Here is a 16,385-nt window from a genome sequence, read left to right as displayed (position 1 = left end):
AAAATTTGTCATAATTAATCTAAAAGCCACATATTTTAAGGGGGAATGATAATGCGTGCACTGCAACTACTCAATGAACGCCAACTTGAAATCACCACTATTGCCCCGCCACCACCACCTACCCCCAATGAAGTGACAGTGCGTATAAAAGCTGTCGCTCTTAATCATCTTGATGTATGGGGTTGGCGTGGTATGGCCTTTGCTAAAAGAAAAATGCCCCTTGTCATTGGTGCAGAAGCTTCCGGTGAAGTTACTCAGCTGGGAAATAACGTTAAAAATTTACAACTTGGACAAATTGTCTCAATTTATGGTGCGCAAACCTGCGGGATATGCCAAGCTTGCCGTGAAGGACGTAATAATCTTTGCAATGATGTAAAGGGCGTCTACGGTTTTCATCTTGACGGTTTTGCCCGCGAACTTGTTAATTTGCCAACACATCTATTGGTTCCCACTCCTGCAAAATGTGATGAATTGCAAGCAGCCGTTGCTCCAATTACTTTTGGTACTGTAGAACATATGCTTTTCGATAATGCAAACCTACAAGCAGGCGAAACAATCCTGATACAAGCAGGTGGTTCTGGTATCGGCTCAGCAGCTATTCAACTCGCAAAACAAACAGGGTGTACAGTTATCACAACTGTCGGTTCAGATGAAAAAATTGCAAAAGCACAAGCTCTTGGTGCGGATCACGTTATTAATTACCGTAAAGATCGTTTTGAAGGTGTTGTGCGCAAATTAACCCAAAAAAAAGGGGTCGATGTTGTTTTTGAACACGTAGGTGCAGAGACATGGAGCGGTTCTCTTTTGTGTATGAAACGAGGAGCACGCTTGGTAACTTGTGGTTCTACCTCTGGTATTTCAACATCACTCAATCTCATGCAATTGTTCCAGCAACAACTTAAAATATTCGGTTCATTTGGCTGCCGTATAGAAAATATGCAAAACGCCATGCAGAAAATGGCACAAAGCCTTATACACCCTGTCATTGATACAATTGTTCAATTCAATGAAATTGATACAGCTTTAAAGCGAATGGAAAGCCGTGATGTTTTTGGTAAAATTATCCTTAAAATTAATTAAGTCATGATGAAATTTTATATTAAAAATTTTGTTTATTATATTAAAATTACAGCAAAAAAATCATTTTACTTTTTTTGGGGGTATCTGCTCATTGGTTCTTTATTTATTTTAAAATATTTTCCTGCTAACATTGGATTTGCTTTTTTTTCCTGGCTAGCAAAAACATTTGGTCCTCTTGTACACCGTCACCAAATCGCTCTTGCAAATCTTAGAGCAGCGTATCCAGAAAAAACAGAAGAAGAACTCCGTGCAATTGCAGTGGAAATGTGGGAGAATATAGGACAGTTTTTAGCTGAATATATTTTTCTTGATAAAATTTTTGATTTTGATCCTCATGCGAAGCAGCCAGGACTTATCGAAGTTAAAGGTGCTGAAATATTTGAGCGATTAAAAAATGAAAAAAAACCGCATATTTTTTTCACAGCACATACCGGAAATTTCGAACTTCTTCCTATATGCGCACAAAGTTTTGGTCTGAATGTTACAGTATTATTTAGACCACCCAATAATCCTTATATTGCAAAACGAGTCCTTAAAGCCAGAGAAACTTCCATGGGACACCTCGTTCCTTCCAAGGCTGGTGCAGCTTGGGCATTAGCAGCCAAATTAGCAGAGGGAGAGAATATCGGCATGCTTGTTGATCAAAAATTTTGCCGAGGTGTTTGGGGAACATTTTTCAACAGACAACTTAAAACAAACCCCTTAATTATAAAACTTGCTCGCCAATATAATTGTGATATCTATCCAGCACGCTGTATTCGTTTAGCTGGAAAGCGCCATCGTTTAGAGTTGTATGAACGTGTAAAACTTCCACTTGATGAAAAAAATGAAATTGATATAGCTGCTTCAATGCAGAAATTAAATGATATTGTTGAAAGTTGGGTACGTGAATATCCAGGACAATGGACTTGGTTACACAGACGTTGGGATAGTTGACTATATTCATAAGTTTATAGGAAAAATATAAGTGTTTGCATCAAAAGATATCAATGATCTTATCGCAATTGTTGCAGCATTACGAAATCGTGAGAGCGGTTGTATCTGGAACATAAAACAAACATTTGAATCTCTCATACCTTATATGCTTGAAGAAGTTTACGAGATTATCGATGCCATTGAACGAGAAAACCGAACAGATCTTTGTGATGAACTCGGTGATCTTCTTTTACAAGTCGTCTATCATGCTACAATTGCTCAAGAAGAAGGTAGCTTTGCTTTTGAAGATGTTGTTTACGCAATTACCTCAAAAATGATTCGTCGCCACCCTCACGTTTTTGGCAACGCAAAACAGAAAAAACGTGGTTTTATAGAGGATGAATGGGAGCGTATCAAAAAAATAGAACGGGCTAAACAAAATAAATGCTACGAGGCAGTAAACTTACCAACCAATTCCACAACAAGTATTCTTGCAAAAGTAAAAAAGCACCAACCAGCAGACCAAGAATCTCTTGCTTTACAAAAAGCAGCTACTAAAGTGGGATTTAATTGGCGTGAAATCCATAATTTTTTTGCAAAAATCGAAGAAGAAATTAATGAACTCAAAGATGCAATAAAAAGCGAAAAAATATCAGATATAGAAATAGAATTCGGTGATCTTTATTTTTCTCTGCTGAATCTCGCGCTCCATTTGAATATTGATTCACAAAAAGCATTAAAAAAAACAAATACAAAATTCCGAAACCGTTTTACCTATATTGAAGAAAGCCTATACACACAATCTAAAACACTAGCTGATACATCCCTGAAAGAAATGGTATCTCTTTGGAATAAGGCTAAGGACGAAAGGTAAGGAAAATATTAGATTTTATCAATCTAAAAAAACAAGCTCCCCACTGATTAAGTTCAATTAGTGTTATACGTTTTCCTTTAGGTGATTTTGCGAAGCAGGACGAAGTTCTACCGATTCACCGCACCCACATGCTGAAACTTGATTAGGATTTTTAAATACAAAACCGGAACGAAGTGTTGTCACTTCATAATCCACCTGCGTTCCTAATAAAAATAAGACTGCATCATGTGCTATAAAAACACGGGCACCATTAAGTTCAACAACATCTGCATCCAAAATTTCTTCTTTGACAAGAGTAATGGTATATTCCATTCCTGCGCAGCCGCCTTTCTTGATACTAATAAGAATACCCCGTGCATCTTTTGCATTCATAATTGCTTTAACACGATCTACTGCGGCTTCTGTCAAATTTACTACCGAAAAACAACTCACCATTTTCTCTTTTTTGTTAAATAAAGACTTTAATATTTTACTTATCTGGTATATACAAAAGAGAATAACAAGATATAAATTGAAATGTTTTGATCTTTTCTGATCGCGATAAAAATTTCCCAACAATTTCCTATTTTTGATTGTGCAATCTGGGGTTTTTATTTTTGCTGTCTTTGTTATCCGTATGAAATATCCCTTCTCCAAAAAAAAAAAGAGAAAAAGCCTTTCAATACCCTGCATCATTTATGATACTTGTAAAAGCGTTCACTTTTTTGACAGATTCTCGATGAATAAACAAAAATATGAAACAAATGTTATTTTTCTCTCGCATTTATTAGGTTTATCCTCCCAAAATACATACGTTTAAAAACACAAAATCTTATCTCACTTCTTTGCAATCCGTATAAAATAGTTAATAAACATGTACTTATAATCAACAACAATCAAGAGTTTGAGAATTCAATTATTTCTCCTAAAAAAGCAAAGGAACCTCAAAGTTCAAAATTTTACTTTTATTAAAATAAGCTCTTTTAAAAATGGTAAAAGTACTTTAGATTTTTCTCCTCTTATTTTTCTCTTGCCTTTAAAGAAACAGTCGTTTAGTCGTCTTTCATGGTTCGGAGCGTAGCGCAGCCTGGTAGCGCACTTGACTGGGGGTCAAGGGGTCGTGGGTTCGAATCCCGCCGCTCCGACCATTTTCTTCTTTCCAATGTAGCTTGCCAGCAGATTTTGTATATTTCGACACTAGGTTTTGTACCAATTTATTTTTTTCAAAAGATTTTTAAGGGGTTTTCAAAGACCTTTTAAAGGTTATATAAGGACTCTTTCATGAATCTTTTTGTCTTTTCTTAAAGGTCGCCAATTGGTAATGACCAGTTTCTTTGCTGGAATCGCTTTATTTGACGAGTTAGAAGAATAAGTGGTTCTCACCTCTTCTTAGAGTAATTTGCCTAAAAATTTCTCGTATCTCTGATACATCATTGAATGAGAAAAGAAATTTCCCCTTTAATTTTACAAGCAGCAGCTGCTAAATAATCAGATAGGAATGGTTGGTTGAGGACACAATCCGGCATAGGCAAGCGAAAGCAGGAATATGAAGATTGTTGATCATCTCCAACAACAGCACTTAAGGATAACATTCATATTGTTCTGAATGCTTTTTACAAAAAAGGCTATTTAAGCGCTTCTTGACACTGCGCTATGAAATGACAGCGTCAAGACGACAATTAGAAAGGTTTTCCTCTTTAAAAGTATAACACCAACTCACCCCTTTCATTTTATACTGAAAACCAGCTTGAACCATGCAAGCATGAATTATCACTTCTGTTTTGATACTTAGATTTTGATTTTCTGGAAAAACATCACTAAGAGTCCGCATTCCACATCCTAAAGATGATGTGGAAAACTTACTTAAGTTATAATCTAGCTATACCCTAACAGAATGAACCCGCTATAATCTTAAAACTTGCTTCATTTTTTCCTCTTTGAACTAATTTGTACACAATGGAAAGGGTCATAAAGCCTTCTGCACATGTTGTCACCATCTCTAAGACAAGTATGGACGTTATAAGGATCTAAAAACATTCTCCATGCTTCTTTCCAAGTGTTACTGCTAACTGGAACTGTTTTGTAGATAAAACTATTGCCACCGATTCATCTGCTTACAAAATCATCTGTATGTCCATCCAAAACAACATAGGTTTGTTTTCCATCACTCAGTTTATCTAATATTGCCATAGATTGAGCATCAAAGGCTGGTCCATAAGATTGAATATTTGTGTTGCCAGCTATACCGTACACACCTTGTTTGTCTAATGCTTTTAGCGTATTCCCCACTGTCATGCCACCGCGACTATGGGCATAAAATTCTAACTCTGTATTGCCATTACTCTTCAGCAGATCTTGTGCTTCTTTTGTTGAATTAGTTACCCCCAAAAAGTTATTTTCTAGAAATTTCTGATATCCCGCAATCATAAGTCCTGATATGGTAGAGCAGCCTGTGGAAAAACGACAAAATAAAGCGGTTCATTTGTTATAGAGATCATAACTTTTTAGACTAGCAATTATACCATTGTCAATTTTGTATTCCCCGTCCCCATGACCAAAACGTTTGGCTGCATTCTGCATGTCTTGTACCGTATCAAGAATGCCAACATTGACAAAACCTGTAACGCTTCAAAGGATTTTTCATGCTTTTCTTTGCCGTTAGAAATATCATAGCTTTCCAACAGCGTGATACTATTGCCAGAATCAATATTCACATTACAACCTGCTAAAACATTTGCTTCTTGCATGTTCACATCGTGATTAGCACTGATCTGTACATCCTTTCCTCCCATGAGATGGGACTGAACCATGGAATTTTCTCTTTGATCACCTTTGTCTTTTACGTCTTTTAAAAATATCCAAAACCACAGCAACCCTTGCCTCAATATTTGAACTGATCAAGAGCAATTGTTTTGAAGTTAGTTTACTCTCTCTGGCATTGCACTGGTTACAATATCTACTAAGTCGTGTAAAACAGCTTTATGCGGCGGGTGGTACATTGACAGAAGAAAGCGCAAAATTGATTGTAGATCGTTGTGATTTTTTGCCAAATGTTTTTAGTTTACATGATATTCATCAACGTAACTGGATACGTTTAAAAAACAATGAAGTGAATAATCAAAGATATGATTATTTATTTTATACCACATCCTCTAATTTTACATCAAAAAGTGTCATAATTTGTATTTAAAATCATTATTGATTGTGCTTATCACTTATTCGATAATTTTTAAAGGTACTCAAGAAAAAACATAATTTTTTATTTTTAGATGTAATGCAAAATTAATAAACAATGTAAAAAAAGTGTGTGTATCACATATGAGGTTTATGAAGGTTAATTTATGACGAATATCAGGGGTAGCTCTAAAGATACCGATGATTTCTGGTGTGTGGCTGCAGATTTTCATCTGTAAGCTAATGGCTTTTGCACCAAGACCACTCACACCAATTTGCATATAAGAACCACCTAGTTGATAGGTTTCAGTGACTTCTTCCAATGTAAGAAGTTTGAACTAAGTAAAGATTAACATCATCATCAACAATCAGTGTAAAACCGCGAACAATTCTTAAGGTCATGCTTTACTCCTTGCCAATCTTGCGATAATTCTCAAGCGTATCGCCAAAGGTGCAGGTCATTTTGTTTTGGATATCTTCGGCTAACCGATTAAAGTAAGTGCTATTGCGCTGGCTGTTAAAACGCAAATCTTATAAGGGGGAGCATTTCTTCTGCATAAAATTCCACCCGCAATTTTCCCAGCTGTAAATTGCTGTTTGAATTTAAATCACAGTCAAACCAAATGCACCCTTCCAAAACACAACTGAATTTAGTGAACCTAAATATACCCTTCAGCCATAAGAATAGATTGAAATAAAGAGAATACAAAACAGTTTTCCTCTCATTGCACACACTTATCAGCGGAACTTTGTTTTTATATGATGAAAAATACTTAAGCTAATATATTGTTTTCTCAAAAAAAGCATTTAGCATCTTTCTTTTAGAATGCTGTTCTTATTTATATTTTAAAAATGTTAGAATAAAATTTTCAAATGCTTATCTCCAAGCTCATCTAAAACTTTCTCTCTCCATTGTTATCTCCAAAAAACAAGGGATTTTCAAATCAAAAGGCAGAAAAATCCTAATCTGTTGCAATAATAATCAATATTCATATTACACAGTATAAATTAGTATTTTATAAGCGGTTATTTACAAAGGCATTGTTATTTTAATTTCACCAATCATTTAGGAACGATAAAAAATTATAAATGTATGAATTTATTTATGAAATGTATTTTACAAAATTCAAAATACTTTTTATAAAAAAGATATATACTATATAATATATGAAATAGTTGTGGAGATGTCTTTATGTTAAATGCACGAAATGCTTCAATTATACTTACTTATCCTATGTTTAAAATGTTAAGACGATTCTCAATCGCTATTTTCTTAGCGTTTTTAATACCATTTTTAAGTGGCTGTGGATTTAATACGATCCCAATAAATGAAGAAAAAGCACATGCAGCATGGAGTGACGTGCTTAACCAATATCAACGCCGTGCAGATCTCATTCCTAATCTCGTAGAAACTGTCAAAACCTATGCTACCCATGAACAAGCTGTTTTTACCAATGTTGTTGAAGCACGTGCAAAAGCAACACAAATAAACATTAATGCTGATATGTTGAATAATCCAGAAATGATGCAGCAATATCTCAACAATCAAGCAAATTTATCAAGCGCACTTTCACGTCTTATGGCTGTTGTTGAAAATTATCCTAATCTTAAAGCAAATCAGAATTTCCTTGCTCTTCAATCACAATTAGAAGGCACTGAAAACCGAATTTCTGTTGCACGCCGTGATTATATTGAAACAGTACGTGTCTACAACACCGCACTAAAAACAATGCCAACAATGCTTTGGGCAAAATTATGGTTTCGTGATGCTAAACCTATGCCAACATTTACGATTGATACAGATAGCCAACAAAAACCGAAGGTTAATTTTAATTAATGAAATTCTTTCACTATTTTATGCAACGCAGTGTTTTTCCATATTTATTGGTTTTTATTGCCTTTCTGTACTTGGTTACTGCATTGGGAGGAAGTGCTTATTCACAAATCAAGTTTCCTCCCTTAACTGGCTATGTTAACGATGTAGCTCATTTGCTCGATAATGCAACAAAGCAGAATTTAATAGAAAAGTTGGCTGAACTCGAAGAGAAAACTGGAGATCAAATTGTTATTGTAACTCTCCCTACCCTTTCAGGAAGCGATATAGAAACATATAGCAATTCTCTTTTTCGTAAATGGGGATTAGGTCAAAAACAGGTCAATAACGGTATATTACTTGTCATTGCACCGAATGAACGTGAAATGCGTATTGAAGTGGGCTATGGTTTGGAAGGAGTACTAACAGACACTCTTTCCACAGTTATCATTAATAGCTTTGCTCTTCCTAATTTTCGTGAAGGGAATTATCAAAAAGGAATTGTTGAAGCAGTTCACGCAATTATCAACGTCATTACAGAAAGTGATTCTGATTTTTCTTTTCGAATCAAGGAAAAAGCTAAAATTACTGAAGAACAACGTAAAAAAGTTGAAAAAGAAGAAATAATAGCTAATACAATCGTATTTTTAATCTTTTTTATCATGTTTGTCCTGCCCATTCTTGCAATGATTTTTGGAAAAAAAATAGGCTCTAAAAAATATCTCTGGATGAGGATCATTTTCACACCTTGGTTTTTAAATTTAAATACCGACAACAGATATTCTGGTAGAATCTATGGTAGTCATTCAAGAGGAGGAAGATTTAGAGGTAGTGGAGGATCATCAGGTGGTGGTGGTGCCACAGGAAGGTGGTAAAATGGGTATAGATTTTACAAGATAGCGAATTTTCTTAATAAAATTTGTTACCCGTATTATCCAATTTTAATGAAGAATTTCATATCTTAATCTATAATTCTTTTACTGATTACAAACACAAACTTGAGTACCAATATAAATTTACTTATGACATTTGAATTGAAATATACTGACCGTAGTTATTTACCAGATCAGTTTAAAACAATCTCTGGAAATCCACCAGTTGAATGGAAAGTAAGTCATAACTTAGTCGAATATCCTGAAGCACTAAGTTATATGCAAGAGCGTGTAGAAAACATTCTTGAAAAAAACGCATCTGAACAGGTTTGGCTTCTTGAACATCCTTCTCTTTATACAGCTGGTACAAGTGCGAATAAAAAAGACCTTTTAGCACCTCATTTGTTTCCTGTTTATGAGGCAGGACGTGGTGGTGAATTTACTTATCATGGTCCAGGACAACGCATTGCTTATATTATGCTTGATCTTAAACGCCGAAAGCAAGACATCCGTGCTTTTATTAGTGCCTTGGAAGAATGGATTATACAAATGCTTGCAAAATTTAATATTAAAGGTGAACGCCGTAAAGATCGCGTTGGGGTCTGGGTTCAAAGGCACAGTTGCCAATCAACACAAAATAGCCTTTCTTCAGAAGATAAAATTGCGGCTGTGGGTATTCGCGTGCGCAAATGGGTGAGTTTTCATGGCGTTTCTATCAATGTTGATCCTAATTTAGCCCATTATTCAGGAATTGTTCCCTGTGGTATCACAAATCACGGTGTAACAAGCTTTCTTGATCTAGGTTTACCTGTAACAATGCACGATATTGATATTGCTCTTAAACAAGTCTTTGAACAAATTTTCGGACCAACAATTGATGTTTCTTAACTGCATTGATTTTTAAATAAAAAACAGGCATAAAATTCACTTTTATGAAGATTTTATTTTAATGAGGTAGATAATCGAACGTCATGAGCGATAAAAACAAAGATCTTTTTAGTATTTTAAATAATGCTCAGTTTTGCGTAAATATAAAAGAAAAAAATCTTTCTCCCCCGCTGAGTTCAGAAGCAGTGAATTCGAAAAAAGATACGCAAGAAAATGACTATAACGCGCTGTCTATTCGTGTGCTTGAGGGGCTAGAGCCCGTACGCTTACGTCCTGGAATGTATATTGGTGGAACAGACAGCAAAGCACTTCATCATTTATTTGCCGAAATTATTGATAATGCAATGGATGAAGCAGTTGCTGGTTATGCGAACTTCATTGATGTGTCCTTAGAGAAAAACGGCTATTTAACAGTTATAGATAATGGACGTGGCATTCCTGTCGAAAATCATCCTCAAATGCCTGGAAAATCAACTCTTGAAGTCATTATGACCCAACTCCATTCAGGTGGTAAATTTGATGGCAAAGCTTATCAAACAGCTGGTGGACTTCATGGTGTAGGAATTTCTGTTGTCAATGCTCTTTCTGACTATATGGAAGTTGAAGTAGCACGAGAACGCAAACTTTACAGACAACGCTTCTCTCGCGGTATTCCTCAATCTGGCTTGGAAGATTTGGGTGATGTTTATAATCGTCGTGGCACACGCGTTCGTTTTCACCCTGATAGTAAAATTTTTGGTGAAAAAGCAGCTTTCGATCCAGAAAAAATTTATAAGATGGCACGCTCCAAGGCCTATCTTTTTGGTGGTGTAAAAATTCGTTGGAATTGCGATCTTGCCTTACTTGACAACACAAAAAATATTCCCGAAAAAGCTACTTTTCATTTCCCAGATGGACTTAAAGATTATTTACTCTCATCATTGAAAGATGAATACCGGGTAACATCAGAAATTTTTTCTGGCAAAACAAAACACTCTAATGGTCATGGCTCTGTTGAATGGGCTATCGCCTGGCATGGTGGCGATTCCCATGTACAGTCTTACTGCAATACTATTCCCACCGGAGAGGGTGGAACACATGAAATGGGACTGCGTCAAGCTCTTTTGCGCGGATTAAAATCTTACGCTGAATTAATAGGAAACAAGCGCGCTTCTATCATTACGTCTGATGACGTTATGATTTCAACTTCTGCAATACTTTCAGTGTTTATTAAAGATCCTGAATTTGTGGGACAAACCAAAGACCGATTAGCGACAATCGAAGCTCAGCGTATCGTTGAGAATGCAATACGCGATCCTTTCGATCATTGGCTGACAAATTCTCCACAAGAATCAACAAAACTTCTTGATTGGGTTGTTGAACGTGCTGAAGAACGCGTTAAACGGCGCCAAGACAGAGAAATAAATCGAAAAACAGCTGTACGTAAATTACGTCTCCCCGGTAAACTAGCAGATTGTAGCCAAAACTGTGCTGCTGGTGCTGAACTATTCATTGTTGAAGGTGACTCTGCTGGCGGTTCAGCTAAACAAGCGCGTAACAGAGCAAACCAAGCAATTTTACCTCTTCGTGGAAAAATCTTAAATGTAGCCAGTGCTGCACACGAAAAAATGAACTCAAGCCAAACAATTGGTGATCTTATACTTGCTCTTGGATGTGGAACGCGCTCCAAATATCGCGAAAAAGATCTTAGATATGAACGTATTATCATTATGACAGATGCGGATGTTGATGGCGCTCATATTGCCTCACTGCTCATTACCTTCTTTTTTCAAGAGATGCCCGATCTTATTCGTCAGGGACATTTATACCTTGCTGTGCCTCCCCTTTACAGAATATCGCAAGGAGGGAAAGTTGCTTACGCACGTGATGACACCCATAAAGATGAATTATTAAAAACTGAATTCACTGGAAAAGCTAAAATTGAAATTGGACGTTTCAAAGGACTTGGTGAAATGCGTGCTGAACAGCTTAAAGAAACCACCATGCATCCTCAAAAACGTACACTGCTACGCGTTTCTATTAATGCAGAAGAAGTGCAAGAAACCAAAAACACTGTAGAAAGCTTAATGGGAACAAAACCAGAAGCACGATTTCGATTCATACAGGAAAACTCTACTTTTGCTTCAAATCTAGATATCTGATAATTTCAGAAAATATTCCTCTCAGATCACTGCAGCTGCATCAATAACGCGAAGTTGTGGACTGATATTTCCGTTCCAATAATTTAAGCTAATATTGCCGGCCACATGGATCATTTCACCAACATTTCCAGAAAGAAAATAACCAAGCGATGTCCCTACAGCACGGAAAGCTATTCCTTGCAGCTTTTTTCCTTCCATATTAGACATAATAAGGCGGAGATGCCCTTTACTAACCTCACACAGATTTATTAACCGATGAGAGGGAAGAACAAAAACAGGTGTCGTATTCCCCGAACCAAATGGTCCTGCTTTTTCAATCATATCAAAAAGCGCTTTACTGGCCCCAGAAGCAGAAAGGCAACCATCTATACTAAGAGACTTTTCAGCACGCAACTGTGCAACACTTAAAGAGACTCTCTCTTCCAGCCATTTTCGAAAAAGTTCAATTTTTGTCGATTGGATTGTGATCCCTGCTGCCATACTATGCCCCCCCCCTTTTTCCAATAAATTTAACGTAACAGCTTCACGAACAAGTGCTCCTAAATCTATGCCACTAATTGAGCGTCCTGATCCTACGCCGCTTCCATCTTCTTTCAAAGCAATGGCAAAAACAGGACAAAAAAAACGCTCTTTTAAACGGGATGCAAGAATACCAATGATTCCCGGGTGCCATTCTTGATGAGCAATTACAAGCGATAGTGGTGTTTCTCGATCTTGATAAAGAGAATCAATATAAGATTCTGCTTGCGCTAATTGAATGCCCTCCATTTCTTGACGTTCTTGATTAAATTGATTCAATTGTTCTGCTATTCTGTCCGCTTCATTTTTATCCTCACAGCTAAGCAAACGTGCTCCCAAAGCCTGATCGCCAATACGTCCTCCCGCATTAATTCTAGGGCCTAACAAAAAACCTAAATGAAAACTATTAAGTGGCTCACCTATACGTGCAACCTTTGTTAAAGCCGCTATTCCAGGATTATGCATAGAACGCGCAACTTGGAGCCCTTTTACCACAAAAGCACGATTAACACCTTGTAATGGAACGACATCACATATGGTTGCCAATGCAACAAGATCAAGCATACTGAGAAGGTCAAGAAATTTTCCTGCAAATTTCTTCTTTCGCAATAAATGATGAACCCATGCTAACGTAACAAAGACAACGCCAGCAGCACATAAATGCCCCTGTCCAGAAAAATCATCTGGACGATTAGGATTAACAAGAGCAACAGCTTCTTGATGAATCTCTGACATTTGATGATGATCTAAAACGACAACATCAGCACCTGCAAGCCTTGCTGATTTTACTGCATCTGGACTGTTCGCACCACAATCAACTGTGATAATCAAATGAGCACCTTGTTGTATCAACATCCTCATTGCTTGCTCATTCGGGCCATATCCTTCAACAATACGATCAGGAATATAAATTTTTACTTCGACACCAAAATAACGCATAAAGCGCGCTATGAGTGCAGATGAACAAGCACCATCAACATCATAATCACCAAAAACTGCAACTTTCTCTTGCTTTAGAATAGCTGTCACGATGCGCTCTGCTGCGCATTGCATATCCGTAAAACTTTTTGGATCAGGCATGAGCGTACGTAATGTTGGATTGATAAAAGCAACAGCATCAGATACATCCACATCTCTTGCCGAGAGAACACGGGCTAATTGATCTGGAAAACCAAATTTTTGAGAAATAGCACGCGCATTATTTATCCCTTGAATATCAAGGGCATCTAACCAAGCCTGACCGCTAGCAGAAGATTGAACATTGAGAAAATAACGAGATCGACGCATTGGTGTTCATTTTATAATGAAGGTAAATAAAATACAATCACGCGTTCAGGATAAAATCGTCTTTTGTAATACTCATTCTAATTTAAAATGTACATAAGCCTCTCCTAATGAATGGTATTAAAATACCTCTTTTATAAAGTTCTGTTTTATAAGTTTTTATTTTCTCTTGACGTAAATCAAAAGACATTATATCAGGGCAGGTAATATGTGTTAATATTTTGTTATGATAACAATTTTCAACGCAAAAAAACAAAAATACCCTCGTTTAAAGAGCTCAGTAAAGGATACTTCTATGGCAACTTTTTCACAAAAGCCAACTGAAGTGGTGAAAAAATGGGTTGTTATTGACGCAGAGAACCTCGTTTTAGGTCGTCTTGCCACATTTGTTGCTAACCGCTTACGTGGTAAACATAAAGCTACATTTACTCCACATGTTGATGATGGTGATAATGTTATTGTGATCAATGCAAATAAAATATCTCTCACCGGAAAGAAATATACAGATAAAAAATATTATTGGCATACCGGTTATATTGGTGGAATTAAGGAGCGTACAGCACGGCAAATTCTTGAAGGACGTTTTCCTGAACGCGTTGTTGAAAAAGCTGTGGAACGCATGATTCCTCGTGGGCCTCTTGGTCGTCGACAATTGAAAAATCTCCGTGTTTACGCTGGAAGCCAACACCCGCATGCGGCACAACAGCCCGAAGCTCTTGATGTTGGTGCTTTAAACCGCAAAAACAAAAGGATTTCTTGATTATGGCTGGAATTAATTCTCTTGCTGAGCTTAGTGTCGTAACAAATACTGCAAAAACTCATGAAAATTTCACTTCTACTCATGTGCAAAAGCTTGATTCACAAGGACGTGCCTATGCAACAGGAAAACGTAAAGACGCTGTTGCTCGCGTATGGATCAAACCTGGTTCTGGAAAAATCACCATTAACAATAAAGAATTTGACAAATATTTTGCGCGTCCTGTTCTTAGAATGATTCTTCGTCAGCCAATTGTTGCAACAAACAGAGATACTCAATTTGATATTATTGCAACCGTTGCAGGTGGTGGTCTTTCTGGACAAGCTGGTGCAGTGCGCCATGGCATTTCCAAAGCTTTAACCTATTACGAACCAGAACTTCGCACAATCTTGAAAAAGGGGGGCTTTCTTACCCGTGATAGCCGTGTTGTTGAACGTAAAAAATATGGTAAAGCAAAAGCGCGTCGTTCTTTCCAATTCTCAAAGCGCTAATTTTATTTTTTTGTAATTCATAAAGCCTCATTTCAACGGGGCTTTTTTTATCTGTTAAAACAGTTTTTTCGGAAATATACTGATCAGTTTGTATCTATCAGGAGAAAAATAAGAATGTTAAACGACTAATTTCTTCTTAGATAAAAAGTAAGAATAAATCGACCAAAAAAAATCCTAAAACCTCGATTTCAATTTTAGAATTTGCACTCTGGTAACTCAGATATATCTACATACTCTTTCACAAAAACATTTGCAGTATAACTTCAGTTATCTCACAAGATTCTCAGTGTCTTTTCCATCATCATTTAACAAAGTTTCAGTCCAAAAAATTCTTTACCATTGTAATAAAATGAGGAACGGAGATAGGCTTTGACATATATTCCTCACATCCACTGGCACGAATTCGCTCTTCATCCCCTTTCATAGCAAAGGCTGTTACAGCAACAACAGGGATAGCTCTCAATTCCCCATCTTCTTTTAATTGTTTAATAACCTCTATCCCTGATACCTCTGGCAACTGTATATCTACAAGGATAAGAGATGGCATTGATGAACGAGCTAAATCTAATGCCATAAGACCATTGCGTGTTTCAACGGTTTCATAGCCACTCGCCTCTACAAGATCACGGAATAACTTCATATTAAGTTCGTTATCTTCAACGATCATGACTTTTTTTGACATTAATATAACTCCAACCTTTTGAAAAAAAAATAGATAAAAATAAATTAATACACACTCCCTTTTAGCTAAAATAAAATGATAAAAAAAATTGTAAACTACAAAAAAAATTAAGTCACTCCTGATGAAAGCACTTTTTCGCAAATAATTGTAACGCTAATTACTATGCTTCTTCAGTTCATAAGAATGAAATCCACAATAATCGCGTAAAATTGTGTTCCTGTATATTTTTTAAATCAGTATGCACAATTTATGGATATTCCAATTAACTCATACGCCTTTTTATCGTAGAAAAGATATAATTGCGAAACTTAGCTCAAATGTGCATTTTAAAGAGAAAAAAATGATTAAGCAACTTTGAGATGCATAGATTGTTTTCTCTGTAAATAATCAGTGGTTTATATATCAGATCAGAGCGTTTACTTTTGTGAGATTTGTTGTCTCAAAGACTTTTTATATATATCAATATAGCTATTCAATAACAAATTAAATAAAGATTAACTATTGATTTCAAACTAAATTTTATCATGAATCACACATGTAATTATTGCATTATTAAATGCAAAAGTGATAGCAACATTGAAACGTGAAAATCTCATTATAAATGCTCACTATCTCCTCACTACTTATTTTCTTTCTTATATCATTTTTCAAAAGGTTTTGGTAAGAAGATATAAATTACATACAAAAATTTTCTCAGTCTTTTGTAATTTTTATGTAATCAATCGTATTATTTTTATCAATGATAATCAATAACATCTGTATAGCTATCGACTTATTTTACAACATCAAATTAAAGCATTATTTTTGCTTATTGAAAGAGAGGCTGCCTAGATTCATTTTGTTCTTTTTTTCTTCAATTAAAACTGCAAAAATAAATATTTAATATAATTAAAATTAAATACACATAATTAAATAA

Annotated in this window: 14 protein-coding genes, 1 tRNA gene and 1 pseudogene; 10 read left to right on the top strand and 6 right to left on the bottom strand. The window is 36.0% G+C overall.

The annotated features are described in order from the left end of the window. The first annotated feature begins 51 nt into the window (after nucleotides 1–51). From O9A_RS04400 to mazG, 3 genes are read left to right on the top strand one after another with little or no spacing between them, the layout of a single operon-like run. On the top strand, nucleotides 52–1,080 hold the full coding sequence (locus O9A_RS04400) for a zinc-binding dehydrogenase (RefSeq protein WP_034459169.1): 1,029 nt from the start codon (nucleotides 52–54) through the stop codon (nucleotides 1,078–1,080). A gap of 6 nt (nucleotides 1,081–1,086) precedes the next feature. Next, nucleotides 1,087–2,016, top strand: coding sequence for a lipid A biosynthesis lauroyl acyltransferase (locus O9A_RS04395; RefSeq protein WP_034460205.1), 930 nt, complete (start codon nucleotides 1,087–1,089; stop codon nucleotides 2,014–2,016). Nucleotides 2,017–2,047: 31 nt separating this feature from the next. Then, complete coding sequence (gene mazG / locus O9A_RS04390) at nucleotides 2,048–2,869, top strand: nucleoside triphosphate pyrophosphohydrolase (RefSeq protein ID WP_034459167.1); 822 nt, start codon at nucleotides 2,048–2,050, stop codon at nucleotides 2,867–2,869. A gap of 63 nt (nucleotides 2,870–2,932) precedes the next feature. Here the strand turns inward: mazG and O9A_RS04385 are convergent, their stop codons facing one another. Further along, nucleotides 2,933–3,301 (bottom strand): iron-sulfur cluster assembly accessory protein, encoded by a 369-nt coding sequence (locus O9A_RS04385; RefSeq protein ID WP_034460196.1) that lies wholly within the window; start codon nucleotides 3,299–3,301, stop codon nucleotides 2,933–2,935. Nucleotides 3,302–3,919: 618 nt separating this feature from the next. Between O9A_RS04385 and O9A_RS04380 the strand changes: the two genes are divergently transcribed. Next, nucleotides 3,920–3,996: transfer RNA gene (locus O9A_RS04380), tRNA-Pro, on the top strand. A gap of 431 nt (nucleotides 3,997–4,427) precedes the next feature. Here O9A_RS04380 and O9A_RS08345 read toward each other — a convergent pair. From O9A_RS08345 to O9A_RS04365, 3 genes and pseudogenes are all read right to left on the bottom strand, one after another. Beyond that, nucleotides 4,428–4,691 (bottom strand): annotated as a pseudogene (locus tag O9A_RS08345) (hypothetical protein); the annotation flags it as partial. A gap of 263 nt (nucleotides 4,692–4,954) precedes the next feature. Beyond that, a complete protein-coding gene (locus O9A_RS07440) occupies nucleotides 4,955–5,275 on the bottom strand; it encodes a hypothetical protein (protein WP_051665582.1) in 321 nt (106 codons plus the stop codon). An 89-nt stretch (nucleotides 5,276–5,364) separates the two neighbouring features. Next, on the bottom strand, nucleotides 5,365–5,658 hold the full coding sequence (locus O9A_RS04365) for a hemagglutinin repeat-containing protein (protein WP_034459165.1): 294 nt from the start codon (nucleotides 5,656–5,658) through the stop codon (nucleotides 5,365–5,367). Between the two features lie 1,556 nt (nucleotides 5,659–7,214). Here O9A_RS04365 and O9A_RS04350 point away from each other — a divergent pair. The 4 genes from O9A_RS04350 (at nucleotide 7,215) to parE (ending at nucleotide 11,736) form a co-directional block, all read left to right on the top strand. Then, on the top strand, nucleotides 7,215–7,859 hold the full coding sequence (locus O9A_RS04350; protein WP_034459161.1) for a LemA family protein: 645 nt from the start codon (nucleotides 7,215–7,217) through the stop codon (nucleotides 7,857–7,859). Continuing rightward, the gene (locus tag O9A_RS04345) at nucleotides 7,859–8,710 is read left to right on the top strand and encodes a TPM domain-containing protein (RefSeq protein WP_034459160.1); all 852 of its coding nucleotides are present in this window, start codon (nucleotides 7,859–7,861) and stop codon (nucleotides 8,708–8,710) included. Before O9A_RS04350 ends, O9A_RS04345 begins: the two co-directional genes overlap by 1 nt. 147 nt (nucleotides 8,711–8,857) lie before the next feature. Continuing rightward, complete coding sequence (lipB, locus tag O9A_RS04340; protein ID WP_034459158.1) at nucleotides 8,858–9,595, top strand: lipoyl(octanoyl) transferase LipB; 738 nt, start codon at nucleotides 8,858–8,860, stop codon at nucleotides 9,593–9,595. 83 nt (nucleotides 9,596–9,678) lie between these two features. Further along, nucleotides 9,679–11,736 (top strand): DNA topoisomerase IV subunit B, encoded by a 2,058-nt coding sequence (gene parE, locus O9A_RS04335; protein WP_034459156.1) that lies wholly within the window; start codon nucleotides 9,679–9,681, stop codon nucleotides 11,734–11,736. A gap of 21 nt (nucleotides 11,737–11,757) precedes the next feature. On the opposite strand, the gene recJ is transcribed toward parE, so the two are convergent. Next, a complete protein-coding gene (gene recJ, locus O9A_RS04330) occupies nucleotides 11,758–13,542 on the bottom strand; it encodes a single-stranded-DNA-specific exonuclease RecJ (protein WP_034459154.1) in 1,785 nt (594 codons plus the stop codon). A gap of 292 nt (nucleotides 13,543–13,834) precedes the next feature. Here recJ and rplM point away from each other — a divergent pair, with 292 nt between their 5' ends. Next, complete coding sequence (gene rplM, locus O9A_RS04325; protein ID WP_034459150.1) at nucleotides 13,835–14,299, top strand: 50S ribosomal protein L13; 465 nt, start codon at nucleotides 13,835–13,837, stop codon at nucleotides 14,297–14,299. Continuing rightward, a complete protein-coding gene (rpsI, locus tag O9A_RS04320; protein ID WP_425348745.1) occupies nucleotides 14,299–14,787 on the top strand; it encodes a 30S ribosomal protein S9 in 489 nt (162 codons plus the stop codon). The genes rplM and rpsI overlap by 1 nt, the downstream gene beginning before the upstream one ends. Before the next feature lie 316 nt (nucleotides 14,788–15,103). On the opposite strand, the gene O9A_RS04315 is transcribed toward rpsI, so the two are convergent. After that, on the bottom strand, nucleotides 15,104–15,469 hold the full coding sequence (locus O9A_RS04315; protein ID WP_034459143.1) for a response regulator: 366 nt from the start codon (nucleotides 15,467–15,469) through the stop codon (nucleotides 15,104–15,106). Nucleotides 15,470–16,385 lie beyond the last annotated feature (916 nt).

The organism is Bartonella koehlerae C-29, from assembly GCF_000706625.1.
In the GTDB taxonomy this organism is placed as follows: domain Bacteria; phylum Pseudomonadota; class Alphaproteobacteria; order Rhizobiales; family Rhizobiaceae; genus Bartonella; species Bartonella koehlerae.
This window is presented reverse-complemented; position numbering and strand designations above follow the sequence as displayed.